Annotated in this window: 15 protein-coding genes; 9 read left to right on the top strand and 6 right to left on the bottom strand. The window is 70.3% G+C overall.

The genetic code is table 11. The features are described 5' to 3' along the window. The first annotated feature begins 265 nt into the window (after window positions 1-265). Together ACZ4RZ_RS02950 and ACZ4RZ_RS02945 are read left to right on the top strand one after the other, a co-directional pair. A complete protein-coding gene (locus tag ACZ4RZ_RS02950; RefSeq protein ID WP_399076854.1) occupies window positions 266-928 on the top strand; it encodes an RNA polymerase sigma factor in 663 nt (220 codons plus the stop codon). Next, window positions 928-1,983 carry a hypothetical protein gene (locus tag ACZ4RZ_RS02945; RefSeq protein ID WP_467741394.1) on the top strand — a complete coding sequence of 352 codons (1,056 nt, stop codon included), beginning with the start codon at window positions 928-930 and terminating at the stop codon, window positions 1,981-1,983. Before ACZ4RZ_RS02950 ends, ACZ4RZ_RS02945 begins: the two co-directional genes overlap by 1 nt. A 458-nt stretch (window positions 1,984-2,441) precedes the next feature. Here ACZ4RZ_RS02945 and ACZ4RZ_RS02940 read toward each other — a convergent pair whose 3' ends face one another. Beyond that, window positions 2,442-3,257, bottom strand: coding sequence for a L,D-transpeptidase family protein (locus tag ACZ4RZ_RS02940; protein WP_467741393.1), 816 nt, complete (start codon window positions 3,255-3,257; stop codon window positions 2,442-2,444). A gap of 246 nt (window positions 3,258-3,503) precedes the next feature. Here ACZ4RZ_RS02940 and ACZ4RZ_RS02935 point away from each other — a divergent pair, with 246 nt between their 5' ends. From ACZ4RZ_RS02935 to leuE, 3 genes are all read left to right on the top strand, one after another. Next, window positions 3,504-5,084 carry an acyl-CoA mutase large subunit family protein gene (locus ACZ4RZ_RS02935; protein WP_467741391.1) on the top strand — a complete coding sequence of 527 codons (1,581 nt, stop codon included), beginning with the start codon at window positions 3,504-3,506 and terminating at the stop codon, window positions 5,082-5,084. A 92-nt stretch (window positions 5,085-5,176) separates the two neighbouring features. After that, window positions 5,177-5,755 (top strand): Uma2 family endonuclease, encoded by a 579-nt coding sequence (locus ACZ4RZ_RS02930; protein WP_467741389.1) that lies wholly within the window; start codon window positions 5,177-5,179, stop codon window positions 5,753-5,755. Window positions 5,756-5,806: 51 nt separating this feature from the next. Then, a complete protein-coding gene (leuE, locus tag ACZ4RZ_RS02925; protein WP_467741387.1) occupies window positions 5,807-6,457 on the top strand; it encodes a leucine efflux protein LeuE in 651 nt (216 codons plus the stop codon). On the opposite strand, the gene ACZ4RZ_RS02920 is transcribed toward leuE, so the two are convergent. After that, the gene (locus ACZ4RZ_RS02920; protein WP_467741385.1) at window positions 6,454-7,929 is read right to left on the bottom strand and encodes an FAD-dependent oxidoreductase; all 1,476 of its coding nucleotides are present in this window, start codon (window positions 7,927-7,929) and stop codon (window positions 6,454-6,456) included. The genes leuE and ACZ4RZ_RS02920 overlap by 4 nt on opposite strands. Window positions 7,930-7,967: 38 nt before the next feature. On the opposite strand from ACZ4RZ_RS02920, the gene ACZ4RZ_RS02915 reads away from it, so the two are divergent. Then, entirely contained in the window at window positions 7,968-8,618 is a 651-nt protein-coding gene (locus tag ACZ4RZ_RS02915) for a TetR/AcrR family transcriptional regulator C-terminal domain-containing protein (protein WP_467741383.1), read from the top strand. A gap of 15 nt (window positions 8,619-8,633) precedes the next feature. Here ACZ4RZ_RS02915 and ACZ4RZ_RS02910 read toward each other — a convergent pair whose 3' ends face one another. The 4 genes from ACZ4RZ_RS02910 to ACZ4RZ_RS02895 form a co-directional block, all read right to left on the bottom strand. Next, window positions 8,634-9,560 carry a class I SAM-dependent methyltransferase gene (locus ACZ4RZ_RS02910; protein WP_467741381.1) on the bottom strand — a complete coding sequence of 309 codons (927 nt, stop codon included), beginning with the start codon at window positions 9,558-9,560 and terminating at the stop codon, window positions 8,634-8,636. A gap of 517 nt (window positions 9,561-10,077) precedes the next feature. Further along, window positions 10,078-11,253: an acyltransferase family protein gene (locus ACZ4RZ_RS02905; RefSeq protein WP_467741379.1), complete on the bottom strand. Its 1,176-nt coding sequence runs from the start codon at window positions 11,251-11,253 to the stop codon at window positions 10,078-10,080. Beyond that, the gene (locus ACZ4RZ_RS02900) at window positions 11,250-12,584 is read right to left on the bottom strand and encodes an alpha-2,8-polysialyltransferase family protein (RefSeq protein WP_467741377.1); all 1,335 of its coding nucleotides are present in this window, start codon (window positions 12,582-12,584) and stop codon (window positions 11,250-11,252) included. Before ACZ4RZ_RS02900 ends, ACZ4RZ_RS02905 begins: the two co-directional genes overlap by 4 nt. Next, window positions 12,581-13,561 (bottom strand): glycosyltransferase family 2 protein, encoded by a 981-nt coding sequence (locus tag ACZ4RZ_RS02895; RefSeq protein WP_467741949.1) that lies wholly within the window; start codon window positions 13,559-13,561, stop codon window positions 12,581-12,583. The genes ACZ4RZ_RS02900 and ACZ4RZ_RS02895 overlap by 4 nt, the downstream gene beginning before the upstream one ends. A gap of 198 nt (window positions 13,562-13,759) precedes the next feature. Here ACZ4RZ_RS02895 and ACZ4RZ_RS02890 point away from each other — a divergent pair, with 198 nt between their 5' ends. From ACZ4RZ_RS02890 to ACZ4RZ_RS02880, 3 genes are all read left to right on the top strand, one after another. Then, window positions 13,760-15,073 (top strand): DUF6716 putative glycosyltransferase, encoded by a 1,314-nt coding sequence (locus tag ACZ4RZ_RS02890; protein WP_467741375.1) that lies wholly within the window; start codon window positions 13,760-13,762, stop codon window positions 15,071-15,073. Window positions 15,074-15,147: 74 nt separating this feature from the next. Next, window positions 15,148-16,485, top strand: coding sequence for a cytidylyltransferase domain-containing protein (locus tag ACZ4RZ_RS02885; protein WP_467741373.1), 1,338 nt, complete (start codon window positions 15,148-15,150; stop codon window positions 16,483-16,485). Window positions 16,486-16,499: 14 nt separating this feature from the next. Beyond that, entirely contained in the window at window positions 16,500-17,438 is a 939-nt protein-coding gene (locus tag ACZ4RZ_RS02880) for an N-acetylneuraminate synthase family protein (protein ID WP_467741371.1), read from the top strand. The last annotated feature ends 20 nt before the right edge of the window (window positions 17,439-17,458 follow it).

The following is a 17,458-nucleotide window of genomic DNA, read 5'->3' as shown; positions in this document are numbered from 1 at the left end:
TGCGTTTTGTGTCACACCTCGCTCCGTCACGAGATAGTTGCATGCTGTACGAACATGGACGGGGAGCGGTTTCACGCCGTAACGTGCCAATCGCGCCGCGGCGCGGACCAGGGCCGGACCAGCGAAGGACCCACGACCGCAATCATCAAGTGAGCAACCACGATGGCGATCAACCACGTCCGCGAGAGCGGCGCCGGTTAGGACGCAAAGAGGTGCGGACCCTGTCCGCGAGAGCGGCGCCGGTTCAGGCGCAAAGAGGGGCGCGGTGCTGGGGGACGACGCGGAGCTGACCGCCGCGGTGCTTGCGGCACAGGACGGGAACGAGACCGCGTTCCGGACTGTGTACCGCGCGGTGCACCCACGGCTGCTCGGATACGTACGGACGCTGGTCGGTGACCCGGACGCGGAGGACGTCACGTCCGAGGCCTGGCTGCAGATCGCCCGGGACCTGGAACGGTTCAGCGGGGACGCGGACCGGTTCCGCGGCTGGGCGGCCCGGATCGCCCGCAACCGCGCGCTGGACCACATACGGATGCGCGGGCGGCGCCCCGCGATCGGCGGCGACGAGACCGAACTGACGGGGAAGGCCGCCGAGTCGGACACCGCGGGCGAGGCCATCGAGGCGCTGGCCACCGACAGCACCCTCTCGCTCATCGCCCAGCTCCCGCAGGACCAGGCGGAGGCCGTCGTGCTGCGCGTCGTGGTCGGCCTCGACGCCAAGACCGCCGCCGAGACCCTCGGCAAGCGCCCCGGCGCCGTCCGCACGGCGGCGCACCGCGGTCTGAAGCGGCTCGCGGAGCTGCTCGGCGGGGATCCGGAATCCGCCGGCGCGCTCGACGCCGTTCCCCCACAAAGAGGCTCGCGCACACGCGCGGTGACGTCCGCGGGTGTGACGCATCTGCGTTCGCGGACGCAGAAGGACATGTGATGGCCGACGAGCAGTACAGGTGGCTGGACCGCGATGCGGCGGAGCGTTTGCTGCGCGGAGAGCCGCTGGAAGCCGTCGGCGCCGACATCCGCGAGCAGGCGGACCGACTCGCTGACGCGCTCGGTGCACTCGCCGCCGAACCCGCGCCGAGCAGCGCCGAACTCCCGGGCGAGGCAGCCGCGTTGGCCGCGTTCCGCAAGGCGCGCACGGGCCGGGACGGCGAGCCCGCTCAGCTCGGCCGCCGTGGCCTCGCGCACCCCGCGGCCCATGCTTCCGACGCCGGTCTGGTACGTCTCGGACGCGCCGCCGGGACCCGGCGCAGGGCCCGTTGGGGACGCCCCACCCGCTTCGGGCTCGCCGCGGCGCTGGCCGCCGGGATGCTCAGCGGGGTCGCCGTCGCGGCCGGAACCGGAGTGCTGCCGACTCCGTTCGGTAATGAGCGACCGAGCCCTGCCGCCTCGGTCACGGCCGCCGGGACACCGGAACAGCCGCTCGTCTCGCCGTCCCCCGGGGCTTCGGGGAACGGCGGCTCCAAGGTGCCGACGCCCGACGGCACCACGAGTGGCCCGTCCGGCGAGGATTCCCCGAACGACGAGGCGGCCGGTGGCGCCGCCGACGAGCAGCCGCGCTCGGACAGCACCGGTAAGTCCGGCCGCACCAACGATTGGTGGCGCCGTACCCGCTCGTCCTGCCGTGATGTCCTCGACGGCAAGGATCTGGACGCGGGCCGCAGGCGTGCCCTGGAGGACGTCGCGGGCGGCAGTGGCCGGGTGAAGAACTACTGCCGCGGCATTCTGGACCGGCTGGACGGCAACTCCGCGGGCCAGGACGGCGACGACGACAAGGGCACGGACCATGGCGGCCAGGGGGATCAGGGCGGTGACGACGACGGCAACCACATACTGCCGGGCGGCAACGACCACCATGACAACGGCGGCATCCTCACCCCGTCGCCCTCGGCCCCGGCCCTGAGCCCGCTGCTGCCGAAGAAGACCATCACGACTCCGGCGCCGTCCCCGACGTACAGCCAGCTGGGTCTCCTCGCCGGCAACTGAGTCGCGAGCTCTTGCTGGTGGCCGAGCCGCGAGCCCTCACGGGTGGCCGAGCCGCGAGCTCTCACCGGCCACTGAGTCGCGAGCTCTCACCGGCCACTGAGCCGAGCTCTCACCGGCCACTGAGCCGAGCTCTCACCGGCCACTGAGCCGAGCTCTCACCGCCCACTGAGCCGCGAGCTCTCACCGGCCACTGAATCGCGAGCCTCATCAGCCGCCGAACCGCACGGCACCTCGCTGACCTGCGGTTTCGTAAATCTTTAGAGTTTCTTCGGCTCGGGTGTGACGTTTTCGGCCGCCATGGCGCAGTAATGGGTGAGCCGACTGGTCATCGGCCGTAGCACGGAGCCGGGGTTCCCCCCGTACCCATGGCTCTGTGCGATTGGCGCGGGCGGGACACGTTCCCCCGGTCCCGCCCGCGCCCCACTCTCCTGCTCCGCTCTCCCCGCCGGGCCGGTCGGTCACCAGTAGACGACGACCTTGTCCCCCTTGCGGACCTGCGCGAAGAGCGCGGCGACCTTCCTCTCGTCCCTGACGTTGACGCAGCCGTGCGAGGCGCCGTAGTAGCCCCGGGCCGCGAAGTCCGAGGAGTAGTGGACCGCTTGGCCGCCGCTGAAGAACATCGCGTAGGGCATGGACGTGTGGTAGATCGTCGACACGTGGTAGCGCGACTTGAAGTAGACGGTGAACACACCTTCGCGGGTCGGCGTGTACTGCGAGCCGAACCGCACGTCCATCGTCGAGACCGTCCTCCCGTCGATCATCCAGCGCAGGGTGCGGCTGGTCTTGCTGACGCACAGCACGCGGCCCGTCATGCAGCGCGGGTCCGGCCGTGCGGCCGGCTGCCCGCCGTAGGGGTACAACTCCCAGGCGGCCGGCTTGTGCGTCATCCTCCGCAGCCGCTCCCAGGTGACGGTGTCCAGCCGGCCGGTGCGCGGCAGACCCCGTTTGCCCTGGAAGCCCTTCACTGCGTCGACCGTAGGAGCGTCGTACGTCCCTGTCGGCGCGGTGATGAGCCAGGCGACCTGGTGCAGCCGGGCCTGGAGCTCACGGATATCGGTGCCCTTGTCGCCACGGGACCACAGGACCTTGGGGGCGGGGGCGTCGGGCTTGCCGTCCTCGGGCGTGGAGGCGGGCGCGGGCGTGCGCGTCGGTGTGGGTGTGGCCGAAGGGCCGGTCCGGGCGGGCGGCGGGGTCTTCCCGTGCGTGCCCACGGCCTGTGCCGTACAGCCGCTCACCGCGACGAGAGCCGCGACGGCGGCCAGTGATCTCTTCATACCTTTCGTCATACCTGTCGAACGCATCCGGACCCCCGTTTCGGCGACGTGTCACCTGAGATGCTCCCCGCGGGTGACCGGTTGCGAACTTGGCGGCATGGTGGAGAGCGAGCATGAAACGGTCCGTGAAGCGGTCTGTGAGGAAGGTCCCAGCGTGGGTCACTCCACCGGGCGCACGGCCGCCGCTACAGTCCGTCGCGGGGGTCGGGTCCTACTAGTCAGTAGTATCAGCGGGAGGCACAGCAAATGGCGCGCGAATCCGAGTCCGGTCTGCCCATCGAACCGGTGTACGGGCCGCAGACGCTGGAGGGCTGGGACCCTGCCGAGAAGCTGGGCGCGCCGGGTTCGTACCCCTTCACTCGTGGCGTGTACCCGTCGATGTACACGGGCCGTCCGTGGACGATGCGGCAGTACGCCGGTTTCGGTACGGCCGTGGAGTCGAACGCCCGCTACAAGCAGCTGATCGCCAACGGCACGATGGGTCTGTCGGTCGCCTTCGACCTGCCGACCCAGATGGGCCACGACTCGGACGCCGCCATCGCCCACGGTGAGGTCGGCAAGGTGGGCGTGGCGATCGACTCGGTCGAGGACATGCGGATCCTGTTCGGCGGCATCCCGCTGGACAAGGTCTCCACGTCGATGACGATCAACGCGCCCGCGGCGCTGCTCCTGCTGATGTACCAGCTGGTCGGCGAGGAGCAGGGGGTGCCGGCCGACCGGCTGACGGGCACGATCCAGAACGACGTGCTCAAGGAGTACATCGCGCGCGGGACGTACATCTTCCCGCCGAAGCCCTCCCTGCGCCTGATCGCGGACATCTTCAAGTACTGCAAGGCCGAGATCCCGAAGTGGAACACGATCTCGATCTCGGGCTACCACATGGCGGAGGCGGGCGCGTCGCCCGCACAGGAGATCGCGTTCACGCTCGCCGACGGCATCGAGTACGTCCGTACGGCGGTCGCGGCCGGCATGGACGTGGACGACTTCGCCCCCCGCCTGTCCTTCTTCTTCGTCGCCCGCACGACGATCCTGGAGGAGGTCGCCAAGTTCCGCGCCGCGCGCCGGATCTGGGCCCGGGTGATGAAGGACGAGTTCGGCGCGAAGAACCCCAAGTCGCTGATGCTGCGCTTCCACACGCAGACGGCGGGCGTGCAGCTGACGGCGCAGCAGCCGGAGGTGAACCTGGTCCGTGTCGCCGTCCAGGGCCTGGCCGCGGTGCTCGGCGGCACGCAGTCCCTGCACACGAACTCCTTCGACGAGGCGATCGCGCTGCCGACCGACAAGTCCGCGCGGCTGGCCCTGCGTACGCAGCAGGTCCTGGCGTACGAGACGGATGTGACGGCGACGGTGGACCCCTTCGCGGGCTCGTACGTCATCGAGAAGATGACGGACGACGTGGAGGAGGCCGCGGTCGAACTCATGGTCAGGGTCGAGGAGCTGGGCGGCGCGGTCAACGCGATCGAGCACGGCTTCCAGAAGTCCGAGATCGAGCGCAGCGCCTACCGCATCGCCCAGGAGACCGACTCCGGCGAGCGGGTCGTGGTCGGCGTCAACCGCTTCCAGCTCGACGAGGAAGAGCCCTACGAGCCCCTCCGCGTGGACCCGGCCATCGAGGCCCAGCAGGCCGAACGCCTCGCGAAGCTCCGGGCGGAGCGCGACCAGGCGGCGGTCGACACCGCCCTGGCCGACCTGAAGAAGGCGGCCGAGGGCACGGACAACGTCCTCTACCCCATGAAGGACGCCCTCCGCGCCCGCGCGACGGTGGGCGAGGTGTGCAACGCGCTGCGGGAGGTGTGGGGGACCTACGTGCCTTCGGATGCCTTCTGAGCTGGGCAATTAGTCCGTATGAGTGATCGGGGGCGATAACGGAACGCCCCCGGTTACGCTCATGAAGAGTGACCCCCGAAAAGGAGGATGCCGTGGCTGTACTGCAACACGAGCTGACGTTGGGCGAAGCCGCCGACCTGCTCACTCGTGCACTGCCTGGGCACCGCGTGGAGATTCTCCAGGGGAGGCTCACTGTGACACCGCCGCCGGACGGCTCGCACGCGCCGGCGTTGACGAAACTGGGCAGGGCATTTGATCGGGCGGGGATCGTTGAGGCGGGGCGTGAGCATGTCCAGGGCGTCGGCCTTTGGCTGCCCACGTTGCCCGAGGACTTCGCGATCCCTGACTTCTCCGTCGTTGACGCGGATTTCCGCGACGCTCACGTCACAAAGAACTACTACGCCCCGAACGTCTTCCGCCTGGTCGTGGAAGTGACGTCCTCGAACTGGTCCGACGACCTCGGCCCGAAGGTCGAGTGCTACGCCCAGGCCGGCATCCCGGTCTACATCGTGGCCGATCGCAAGCACGGTGAGGTGCTGCTCCACCAGAACCCGGAGGACGGGAAGTATCCCGCACCTGAGCGCTACAAGCGGGGCCAGAGCGTCTCCGTCCCCGAGTCCGTCGGCGTGACTCTCGATCTCCCGGTGGACACCCTCCTCGACGGTGACTGACCTGCGAGACCCGAACGCGGAGTGTCGTACCCCCGTGCGACACTCCCTCTCATGCTCGGTGTCACTGATCTCCCCACCTACCTCGCAGGTCTCGTCCTGATCGTCCTGCTCCCCGGTCCCAACTCGCTGTATGTGCTCTCCGTCGCCGCCCGGCGCGGAGTGCGGGCCGGGTACACCGCTGCCGCAGGTGTCTGGTGCGGGGACACCGTGCTGATGACGCTGTCGGCGGCCGGTGTCGCCTCGTTGTTGCAGGCGAACGCCGTGCTGTTCGGGATAGTGAAGTACGCGGGGGCCGGGTATCTGACGTGGCTCGCCGTCGGGATGCTGCGGGCCGCGTGGGGGATGTGGCGGACGCGGCGGGAGCGGGCCGTGGCGGCCGAGGCGCCCGTGCCGGTGGCCGGGGAGCGGCCCTACCGGCGGGCGCTGGTGATCAGCCTGTTCAACCCGAAGGCGATCCTGTTCTTCGTCGCCTTCTTCGTGCAGTTCGTGGACCCGGGGTACGCCTACCCCGCCCTCTCCTTCGTCGTCCTCGGCGCCTTCGCCCAGCTGGCGAGCTTCCTCTACCTCACCGCGCTGATATTCAGTGGTACGAAGCTGGCGGCGGCCTTCCGTCGGCGCAAGCGGCTCTCCGCGGGCGCCACGACCGCCGCCGGCGCCCTCTTTCTCGGCTTCGCCGTGAAGCTCACGCTCGCCAGCGCCTAGCAGAGGCCCACGAGGGTGGCGTACTCCGCCAGCCCCTCCGGCGTAGCGCCCGCCCAGCCGACGTAACCGTCGGGCCGGACGAGGAAGACCCCGGCCCCGTACGCCTCGTAGGAGGGGATCCGCACCGTGCGTGCGGCGGGGAGCGGCGGCAGCGTCGTGTCGGTGGCGACGGTCACCAGGGTCCAGTGCGGCCCCCGGAACGCGTCGAAGAGCCGTACGCCGTCGCGGACGCCGTCCGGGGCGCGGTCGCCCGCGTGCAGGGCGTCGTCGGGCAGGCCCGCGCGGGACTCCATCGCGAGCGAGCGGCCCCGGTAGCCGAGCCCGAGCTGCCGCGTGGCCGCGCCGCGCCGGACCTCGCCGCGGTGTACCTGGGTGGACAGGCCGAGCATGTCGGCGGCGACGGGCAGCCGCTCCTCCTCGTAGGAGTCGAGCAGGGACTCGGGAGCCCCGTCGCGCAGCACCGCGCCGAGCTTCCAGCCCAGGTTGTACGCGTCCTGGACGCTGGTGTTGAGGCCCTGGCCCCCGGCGGGGGAGTGGACGTGTGCCGCGTCTCCGGCGAGGAACACCCGCCCGGCCCGGAAGCGGTCCGCCATCGCGGCGCGCGGCCGGAAGTCCGAGGCCCAGCGCACCTCGGTCACGTCGCCGGAGGACAGGTGCGATCGGGCGTCGACGACCTTGCGGATGCCGTCGAGGGAGAGGTCGACATCCGTGCCCTCCGGGAACTGTGCCACGACCTGGAAGTCCTCCGTCCCCGCCAGCGGGCAGATCGCGAGGAAGCCGTCGTCGTCCGCGCGCGGCGGGAAGACATGCCAGTTGTCGCGGTCGAGCCCAGTGATCCGGACGTCGGCCACCAGCATGGGGTTCGGGTCCACGGTCTCCCCGGCCATGCCGATCCCGAGCGCGCGGCGCACCGCCGAACGGCCGCCGTCGGCGGCGACGGCGTACCGGGCGCGGACGGGGCCGCCGGAGGCGAACTCCACCGTCACGCCGCCCTCGTCCTGGCTGAGACCGGTGACCTCCCGGCCGAACGCGACCCTCCCGCCCTGCGCCTCCAGCCGCGCGAACAGGATCTCCTGGGTGCGCCACTGCGGCACCATCCACGGCTCGGTGTACGGCGAGTCGCCGCTCGCCTCGGCCGGGTCGAACATCTGGTGCTCACCCACCCGCTTGCCGTCCTGCCAGATCATCCCGGCCGGGTACGTGCCGCCCGCCGCGCGGATCGCGTCCAGCACGCCGAGGTCGTCGAGGACCTCCATCGTGCGCGGCTGGATCCCCTTGCCGCGTGACCCGGGGAACAGCCCCTCGGCCCGCTCCACGACGAGCGCGTCCACCCCGCGCCGGGCGAGGTCGACGGCGAGGGCGAGTCCGGTGGGGCCGGCGCCGACGACGAGTACGTCCGTGTGGCCGATTCCGTCTGTGCCGATGATTTCGTCCGCGTTCACGACAGCCTCCTTAACGCTGTTAAGTTCCATGCTCGGAGCATGCCCTTAACGGCGTTAAACTGTCAAGCGTGGCTACCCAGAGATCCCCCAAGCTGGACAAGAAGCAGGTCGTCGAGACCGCCCTGCGGCTGCTGAACGAGGTAGGTCTCGACGGCCTCTCGCTCCGGGCGATCGCCAAGGAGCTGAACGTCCAGGCGCCCGCGCTCTACTGGCACTTCAAGAACAAACAGGAGCTGCTGGACGAGATGGCGACGGAGATGTACCGCCGGATGGTCGAGGAAGCGCCGCCTGCCGCCTCCGGCACCTGGCAGGAGCGGCTCCTGAGCGCCAACCGCGGCCTGCGCGCCGCGCTGCTCAGCTACCGCGACGGCGCGAAGGTCTTCAGCGGCACACGCTTCACCGGCACCCTGCACGCCGTCGAGATGGAACGGACCCTGCACCTGTTCACGGAGGCCGGCTTCACCCTCGCCCAGGCCGTCCGCGCGACGTCGACCGCGTACCTGTACACCCTCGGCTTCGTCACCGAGGAACAGGGCGTCCAGCCCCTGCCGGACGAGCGCCGAGAGGGCTACGACATCGAGGAACGCGCCCGCCGGATGGCCGACTTCCCCCTGTCGGCCGCGGCGGGCGCGGAGATCTTCGAGGACTACGAACGGCACTTCGAGGACGGGCTGGCGCTGGTGATCACGGGGATCGAGGCGCGGTACGGGGTCGGCTGAACCGACCTCCGTATGTCAGCGCGTCCCCGAGGCCCTGCCCGCGCGGGCGCTGCGGATCGCGCGGGTGAGGACGGGCGGCAGCAGGTCGGCGGCGATGCGACGGGTGCGGCCGCGGCGCGGGACGGCGGGCCCGCCCTGCCGGGTGAGGGCATGGTGCGCGGCGGGGTCGGGCCTGCTCGCGTACCGGGACGGCGGGAAGGACGGTGCCTGCATGCCCTTCTTCGACTTGAGGCGGACGATGCGGTGTCCGGCCGCCTGCTGGACGCTCAGGTGGCAGTCCTCGCGTTCGCGCACCGCAGCCAGTAGCTCCTCCTGCACGGGCCCGGGGTCGTCCCAGGTCCCGTACAGCTTCTGCGTGCTCAGGCAGATCGGGCGCAGGCCCCTGGTGAGCACCGCCTCCCAGGCGGCCACGGAGACGCCGGGGGTGTGTTCCGAGCGGAAGTCGTCCAGGACGACGACCCCGCCGGGCAGCAGCGCGTCGCGGGCGGCGCCGATGTCGTCGTACACGTGCTCGTAGAGGTGCGAGGCGTCGATGTGGACGAACCGGCAGCTCCCGGCGGCGACCTCCGCCGGGACGACGCTGCTGGGGCCTTGCAGGACGCGGGGCAGCGCGTCGTGGAAGGAGAGGTAGTTCTCCTCGAAGGCCCGTCGGGTGAGCGCGCCGTACGACTTCGTCGACTCCGCCTTGTTGGCGTCGTCCGGGGCGGAGCCCTCGAAGAGATCGCACACCGTGTACCGCTCGCCGTCCTGGAGATGACGGCCGAGGAAGATCGCGCTCTTGCCCATGTACACGCCGACTTCCAGCAGATCACCCCGCATTCCCGATGACTCCTGGCGGTCCAGGAACCACTCGAAGAGCATCTGGTCGAGAACGGGGAACCAGCCGGGTACGTCGTCGAGCCGGTGCGGCGGCGGTGGGGTCGTGCCTGGTGCGAGGGTCATACGAAGAGAGCACTCCCTAGTACGGACGAGCCCCGGGGGAGGGCCCGTACGGAGGAGCTCGCGTGGGGGACGAGCCTGTGCGGAACTCCTCGGCGTCTGCCCGAACACGCCTGCCCAAACAGGCGGACAGGTGAACGACAGGCCAATTCCTGTGCGTCACTTGTGAAGGTCGGAGGAACCCCGACGGCGGTCGCGGACTCGGGCGGGGTGAGCTGGTCCCAAACGACGAGCAGGAGCAGTTGGCGCTCGGCCTCCGGCATTCCGGCCGGCACACGGCGGATTAGCGGGGCCACGGCGGCGGCGTCGAGCCGCTGGTCGACGGCCTGCCAGGGGCCGGTGCCGCCCTCGCTCTGCGACGGGATCCCCTGGTCCTGCGGCGCGCCACGACAGTACGCGGCCACGACGATCCCGGGCCACGGCCGCACCCGGTGATGGGCGGCCGGGTGCGGGCGCGTTCGGCGGAGGGGCGATTTCCGGCCAGGCGTACGGGTGCCTTCAGGGGCGCCTTACGGAGCGGTCAACGCCTCGGGGTCGACAGCGCCGAGCGCAGCTTGGGTGTGAGCCACTTCTCCACGTAGCGGTTCAGCAGCCAGGCCAGGAGCAGCATGGTGGCCACGGTGGCCAGGAATGTGCCGTACGACGGGATGTGCAGCGTCCGGTGGTAGTACTCGATGGCGACCCAGCCCAGGTGCTCGTGGACCAGGTAGAAGGGATACGTGAGCGCGCCCGCGACCGACAGCCAGCGCCAGTTGGCCCAGTTCAGCCAGCCGAGCGCGATGGCCATCACCGCCAGGTAGCCGAACGTGACGACCAGGACGATGCCGAACGACGAGCGGTAGGAGAAGAAGTCCGGGTTCGGGGCGTGCCACAGCTTCGCCACGGCGTAGTGCTGGCCGATCAGCCAGCTCACGCCCACAATGCCCCAGGCGTACGCGTCCCGCCGGTCGCGGTGGATCAGGTAGAGACCGACGCCGCCGATGAAGTACGAGGCGTACTCCGGCATCAGGACGATGTTCAGGAGCGGCTCGTTCGCGGCCTGCGCGATGGCCGCCGCCAGTGTCCAGCCCGCGCAGAACAGGATGACCCGCTGCCGGTTGGCGCCCGGCAGCACGATGCACAGGGCGAACAGGGCGTAGAACCGGACCTCCGCCCACAGCGTCCAGCAGACGCCCAACACCCGGTCCACGCCCAGGGGTTGCTGCATCATCGTCAGGTTCACCAGCGCGTCGCTCGGCGATACCGCGTGGAACGCGACGACGGGCAGAGCGAACACCGCGGTCACGAGGATCACCGCCGCCCAGTAGGCGGGCAGCAGCCGGGAGGCGCGGGAGGCGAAGAACGAGCGCAGGGACCTGCCCCAGCCGCTCATGCAGATCACGAACCCGCTGATCACGAAGAAGATCTGGACACCGAGGGGGCCGTATGCGAACCACTCGTGCAGCATCGGGAATTGGTGCTTCGGGGAAGTGCCCCAGGCGCGCGCGACCTCCCCGTCGCGGCCGCCGTAGTGGTAGCACGCGACCATCAGCGCGGCGATGAGCCGCAGCCCGTCGAGCGCACGCAGGCGTGGCGCGTGCGCTCGGGGCAGTATCCGGGGCGGGACTCCGTCCGCGCCGACTTCCGGCGCGGACTTCGGGAGCGAGGTGTCCGCCGGGGCGGATGCGGAGGCCGACGCTGCGGCGGAGGCGGTCATCCGAGCGTCGCCCGCTTCAACGACCGGGCGCGGCGCGCCACTCGGCGTACCGTCGCGTTGCGCGGAATGAAGGCGAGCTGCGCGGGGACCGCGCCGGGCAGCGCCAGCGAGGTGAGCCGTCGGCGCTTGAAGTACCGCCAGGTGTGCTGGCTCAGATGGTGCGTCAGATAATCCTCGGCGGCCTTGCGCAGGTCCGGGTAGATCTTCGGCTGCATGGCGAATCCAACGGCTCGTACGAGCCCGGTCAGGGCCGTGACGTCCAAGCCGTGCCGTTGCTCGGTGACCGCCGCCTTGTCGGACAGTTCGGGCAGCAGGGCGTCCACGATCGTCACGGGGATGCGGTTGCTGTTCTCGTAGGGCGTGAGGCGGTCGAGCAGCGACTCGGTGCCGATGCGGGCGACCGGCAGGCCGTACAGCGCGGACGCGGTGAGCAGCGCGGTGGAGAAGCAGCCGACGACCAGGGCGGGGCGCATCCGCTGGTAGAGCACCTCGGCGAGGACAGGGGTGTCAAGGACGGTGAGGTCCGCGCCCAGCTTCTCGGCCTCCTTCTCCAGCAGCCGCGACCAGCGCGCCGGGGCCGAGGGGTGCGGCTTGAACACCACGCGGGTGTGGCCGAGTGCGAGGGCGCCCTTCAGCATCCGTACGTGGAGGTTCTCCTCCTCCTCGGCGGTGAGGATGTCAAGGGCGGAGAGGTACTGGCCGAGCAGCAGCGCCGGTTCGTCGATCGACGGCAACGCGTCACCGGTGTCGACGAGTTCGGCGAGGACCTTCACGAACGCGTCCGTCGGTACGATCTCCGGCTCGACGTCGAACTCCGTGAGGAGCAGCGGCTTGAGGCCGGGGACCAGGTCCAGGTGGAGCAGGCGGTCCACCCGGGTGCCGACCAGCGGGTCGATCTTGTTGCGGGTGGGGCCGTAGCTCATCAGACCGTCGGCGTACACGGTGACGGGCGCGCCGGTGAAGATCTGCGAGATACCGAGCGCCGGGTTCACCTGGATCGACTCGACGGCCAGCTCGATGTCGTCGTCGCCGAGATTCCAGGCGAGCCGCAGATGCCGCTCCCACAGGGGTACGTCGTCGAGCCGCGGGGCCCAGCCGCCGGGGTGGAACGGCGAGATGGTCTCGTTCCACGAGAGCACGTCGTCGAAGCGGCCGCGCAGCCGCTCGAAGCCGGGCATCTCGTCCACGCCGGGCGTCGTCTCGGGCGTCGCCGCGTTGTTGGACACGAGCAGGATGCGCCGGTCGGCCGGCGTGAAACACTCGGTGTCCAGGGCGGCGGCGAGCGTGGCCGTGCCGTACAGCGTGGACGCCATGAAGATCTGGGTGGTCACGCGGCCACCCCCGAGGCCGCGGCGGGACGGCGGCGCAGCCGGCGCAGGCGAGTGGCGCGCTGGACGTCCATCGAGTCGAGGGCGTCGTCGAGCACGTCCTGCGGCATGCGCCGCAGGGCGACTGCGCTCATCGACTTGAGTTTCCGTGCCACCGCTGGCTCGAACCTTTCGATGGATCCCAGGTGATGGGAAATAATCGCGCAATACGTGCGCACGGCTTTGGGCAGGAGTTTTTCTGCGTCACGGTCCGTGGCGGTTTCGGCCACCACCTGGTCGAACGCGCGAATGAAATCGAGCTGACGCACATCACCGATCTGGGTGAGAGAGGAGGCTACGCCACGCCGGTAGAACACGCCGAGCAGCCCCACCGTGGCGAAGGATTCCGCCTCCCGATGCAGCTTCCAGATCCACGGCCGGTCCTCGGCCGTACGCAGCCCGTCGGTGAAGTGGAGCAGGCCGCGGTCGACCAGCCGGCGGTGGTAGATGCCCGCCCAGGCGTAGGCGTAGTCGACGGAGGTGGACCGGTCGGCGGGCAGGATCGCGTCGCGCGGACGCATCACCACTCCCCGTCGGCCGTGCGGAACGCGGTGGATGGTGCGGGCGCGGGCGGTGCACTGGACATGGTCCGTACGGACGAAGTCGCAGCCCAGATCCTCGATGGAGGCAAGGAGCTGCTCGTAATAACCGGGGGCGAGCCAGTCGTCCCCGTCGAGGAACGTGAGGTAGTCGCCGCGCGCCTTGTCGATCCCGGTGTTGCGTGCGGTGGCCAGTCCTCCGTTCTTCTCGTGTCTGACATACACCGCGCCCGGGAGCTCGCGCTCCGCGCGCGCGAGAATGTCCGGTGTCTCGTCGCGCGAGCAGTCGTCGACGAGAATGAATTCGAAGTCGGCCCGCGCGTTCGCACGCAGGCTCTTCAGGGTGTCGGGCGCGTATTGCTGCACGTTGTAGAACGGCACGATGACGGAGAGCTTGACCACCCACGTGACGTTAGGCGGCGGCCCGGCATTCGTCTTGACCGGCGGCTTGATGTCAGGTGAACGGCGCGTGGCGAAGCTGTGAACCGGGCTTTTTTGCTGTGCGTAACCGGCCCGATTCGCCATTCGTCGATGTGCTGTTAACCCTTTGTTGCATTCGGGTTGGGCCGCAACTCGAAATGGCTTCCTAGCGTCTAGGACGTGCCAGCAAGTACCACGAAGTCCCTGCGGGTCGCCGTCCTCGCGGACTCCGATACTCGGTGGAAATGGGGTTCGCTCACCGCGAACCGTATTTCTCCTGCCGAATCGGACATTCGCCTCGACGGATTCCTCCTGCGCGGCCGTGCCACCCCCACCGCCCGCCAGCTCGAAGAAGTCGGCGTCCGCGCGGATTCACTCCGCGAGGTGACCGCCGTCGAATTCCTGCGCGATATGGCGAAGGAGCAGTACGACGTACTGGTCCTCGCCCTCGTCGGCGGTGCCGCCCAGGCGATGCTGCACGGCCTGGCACACGTCTGGCAGGAGCGCGAGAAGCGGCCCGTGGTCGTCACCGGCTATGTCGGCGTCGTCTACGAGAAGCTCGCCGACGGCCTGCTGCTGCGGCACGGCGCGGACCTCGTCCTCGCCAACTCCCGCCAGGACGCGGACCGTTTCCGGGCCGTATACGAAGGAGTCGGCGCCGACGCCTCGTCGGTGACCGAGGTCGCACTGCCCTTCCTGGGCGGCAAGGCATACCCCGCCGGGGGGCACGACCCTTACACGGTCGTGTTCGCCGCCCAGCCCTCCGTCCCGGAGAGCCGCAAGGACCGTACGTACCTGCTGAACCGGCTGATCCAGCACGCACGGCTGCACCCGGACCGCGAGGTCCTGCTGAAGCTGCGCTCAAAGCCGGGCGAGCACACCACGCACATCGAGGAGCTGCCCTACCAGAAGCTGGTGCAGAAGGCGGACCCGCCGGCCAACTTCCGCCTGGTCTACGGGCACATGGGCGAGGTCCTCGACCGCACCGACCTGCTGGTCACCATCAGCTCCACGGCGGCCCTGGAGTCCCTGCACCGTCGGGTCCCCACCGTCGTCCTGAGTGACCTCGGGGTGCGTGAGGCGCTCGGCAACCACCACTTCGTGGGCTCCGGCTGCCTCGCCTCCTGGGACCAGCTCGACGCCGGACACCTGCCGTCGCCCGACGCGGCGTGGGTGGCCCGGCAGGGCGTCGCCGCCGACGGGTCGTACGAGACGGCCTTCGACGTGGCCCGGTTCCGCATCACGGAGCTGCTGGAAGCGGACAAGTTGCCGGCCCTCGCTCCCTACTACACGCCCGTCACCGCGCCCGGCTATCTGCCCGGCATCCTCGCCCGCCACCACCTCGGCCCGGACGGCAGCCCGCTGCCCGGCGCGCCCGCGGCGGACAAGGAGCCCAGCCCCGTACGGCAGATCGTGCGCAGGGCGGCCCGTGGCGCCTACCGCCACGGCGTCCAGCGGGTGGCACCGGTGATCCGGCGGATGGGCGAGCTGTGAGCGACGCAGCCCAGAGCCCTGGGACCCCTCGCCCCCCTCGCCTCTCTCGCCTCCCTCGTCAAGGAGAACAGCGCATGACCAACTCCGAAGCGGGCCAAGCGGCGCCAGTGCGCCGCGTGCTCGCGGTGATCCCCGCGCGCGGCGGCTCCAAGGGCGTGCCCGCGAAGAACCTCCTCCCGGTCGGCGGTGTGCCGCTGGTGGCCCGCGCGGTGCGCGAGTGCCGCGCGACCCGGCTCGTCACGGACGTCGTGGTCTCCACGGACGACCAGGCGATCGCCGCCGCGGCCCGCGAGGCCGGCGCCGAGGTCGTGCTGCGGCCCGCCGCCATCGCCGGCGACACCGCCACCTCCGAGGCCGCCGTTCTGCACGCCATGGACGCCCACGAGGCGCTGCACGGCGCGGCGGTCGACGTGGTCCTCCTCGTCCAGTGCACCAGCCCGTTCATCGTCCGCGAGGACATCGACGGCGTCGCCGCGGCGGTCGTCGAGAACGGCGCGGACACGGCCCTGACGGTGGCCTCGTTCCACGGGTTCATCTGGCGGGACGCTGCGGACGACCCCCAGGTCGTCGAGACCACCCGCACCGATGAGGCGAGCGAGGCGAGATGGGGGTCCCCCCGGCCGGAGGCTGAGGGAGGCGCCACCAAGGTCGCCAACTCCACCGCCACAGAGGGCGGTTACGGTGTCAACCACGACAAGTCCTTCCGCCCGCGCCGCCAGGACCGCCCCCAGGACCTCCTGGAGACCGGCGCCGCGTACGCCATGGACGCGGCGGGCCTGCGCGAGCACCAGCACCGCTTCTTCGGGCGTACGGAACTCGTGCGCACCGACCCGGCCCGCGTGCTGGAGATCGACGACCCGCACGACCTCGCCCGTGCCCGGGCCCTCGCGCCGCTCTTCGACGCGAACCGGCCCGGCACCCTCCCGACCGCAGCCGACATCGACGCGGTCGTCCTCGACTTCGACGGCACCCAGACCGACGACAGGGTGCTGATCGACTCCGACGGACGGGAATTCGTCTCCGTGCACCGCGGAGACGGCCTCGGCATCGCCGCCCTCCGCAAGAGCGGCCTGACGATGCTGATCCTGTCCACGGAGAAGAACCCGGTAGTCGCCGCCAGAGCCCGGAAGCTGCAGATCCCGGTCCTCCACGGCATCGACCGGAAAGACCTCGCACTGAAGCAGTGGTGCGAGGAGCAGGGCATCGCGCCTGAGCGCGTGCTCTACGTCGGCAACGACGTCAACGACCTCCCGTGCTTCGCCCTCGTGGGCTGGCCCGTGGCGGTCGCGAGCGCCCACGACGTCGTGCGCGGCGCCGCACGCGCGGTCACCACCGTCCCCGGCGGCGACGGCGCGATCCGAGAGATCGCCAGCTGGATCCTCGGCCCTTCTCTCGACTCCCTCGACAAGTAAGGAACTTCTCCACCATGAGCACCAACTCCCGTCTGCGCACATTCGGTTCGAAGACCGCCGGCCCGGGTCACCCCGTCTACGTCGTCGGTGAGATCGGCATCAACCACAACGGCGAGCTCGAGAACGCGTTCAAGCTGATCGACGTGGCCGCCGAGGCCGGCTGCGACGCCGTGAAGTTCCAGAAGCGCACCCCGGAGATCTGCACCCCGCGCGACCAGTGGGACATCGAGCGCGACACCCCCTGGGGCCGCATGACCTACATCGACTACCGCCACCGTGTGGAGTTCGGTGAGGACGAGTACCGCCAGATCGACGAGCACTGCAAGGAGCGGGGCATCGACTGGTTCGCCTCCCCGTGGGACACCGAGGCCGTCGCCTTCCTCGAGAAGTTCGACGTCCCGGCCCACAAGGTCGCGTCCGCGTCCCTGACCGACGACGAGCTGCTCCGCGCCCTGCGCGCCACCGGCCGCACGGTCATCCTCTCCACCGGTATGTCCACCCCGAAGCAGATCCGCCACGCGGTCGAGGTCCTCGGCTCGGACAACATCCTGCTCTGCCACGCCACCTCGACGTACCCGGCGAAGGCCGAGGAGCTCAACCTCCGCGTCATCAACACCCTGCAGGCCGAGTACCCGAACGTCCCGATCGGCTACTCCGGCCACGAGACGGGCCTGCAGACCACGCTCGCCGCCGTCGCCCTCGGCGCCACCTTCGTCGAGCGTCACATCACCCTCGACCGCGCCATGTGGGGCTCGGACCAGGCCGCCTCGGTCGAGCCGCAGGGCCTGACCCGCCTCGTCCGCGACATCCGCACCATCGAGGCCTCCCTCGGTGACGGCGTCAAGAAGGTCTACGAGTCCGAGCTCGGCCCCATGAAGAAGCTGCGCCGCGTCACGGGCGTCGTCGCCGAGGCGGAGATCGCCGCGGCCGCCGGCGAGCCGGTCGCGGTCTGAGCCCCTTACGACGGGACGGT

This window comes from Streptomyces sp. NPDC027189, assembly GCF_055566975.1.
This window is presented reverse-complemented; position numbering and strand designations above follow the sequence as displayed.

Bases quoted from the DNA above. Each gene is read 5' to 3' on its own strand.
- ACZ4RZ_RS02940 (WP_467741393.1), bottom strand. From the start codon at position 3,257: ATGAAGAGATCACTGGCCGCCGTCGCGGCTCTCGTCGCGGTGAGCGGC.
- ACZ4RZ_RS02910 (WP_467741381.1), bottom strand. From the start codon at position 9,560: ATGACCCTCGCACCAGGCACGACCCCACCGCCGCCGCACCGGCTCGAC.
- leuE (WP_467741387.1), top strand. From the start codon at position 5,807: ATGCTCGGTGTCACTGATCTCCCCACCTACCTCGCAGGTCTCGTCCTG.
- ACZ4RZ_RS02905 (WP_467741379.1), bottom strand. From the start codon at position 11,253: ATGACCGCCTCCGCCGCAGCGTCGGCCTCCGCATCCGCCCCGGCGGAC.
- ACZ4RZ_RS02920 (WP_467741385.1), bottom strand. From the start codon at position 7,929: ATGGAACTTAACAGCGTTAAGGAGGCTGTCGTGAACGCGGACGAAATC.
- ACZ4RZ_RS02945 (WP_467741394.1), top strand. From the start codon at position 928: ATGGCCGACGAGCAGTACAGGTGGCTGGACCGCGATGCGGCGGAGCGT.
- ACZ4RZ_RS02885 (WP_467741373.1), top strand. From the start codon at position 15,148: ATGACCAACTCCGAAGCGGGCCAAGCGGCGCCAGTGCGCCGCGTGCTC.
- ACZ4RZ_RS02880 (WP_467741371.1), top strand. From the start codon at position 16,500: ATGAGCACCAACTCCCGTCTGCGCACATTCGGTTCGAAGACCGCCGGC.
- ACZ4RZ_RS02935 (WP_467741391.1), top strand. From the start codon at position 3,504: ATGGCGCGCGAATCCGAGTCCGGTCTGCCCATCGAACCGGTGTACGGG.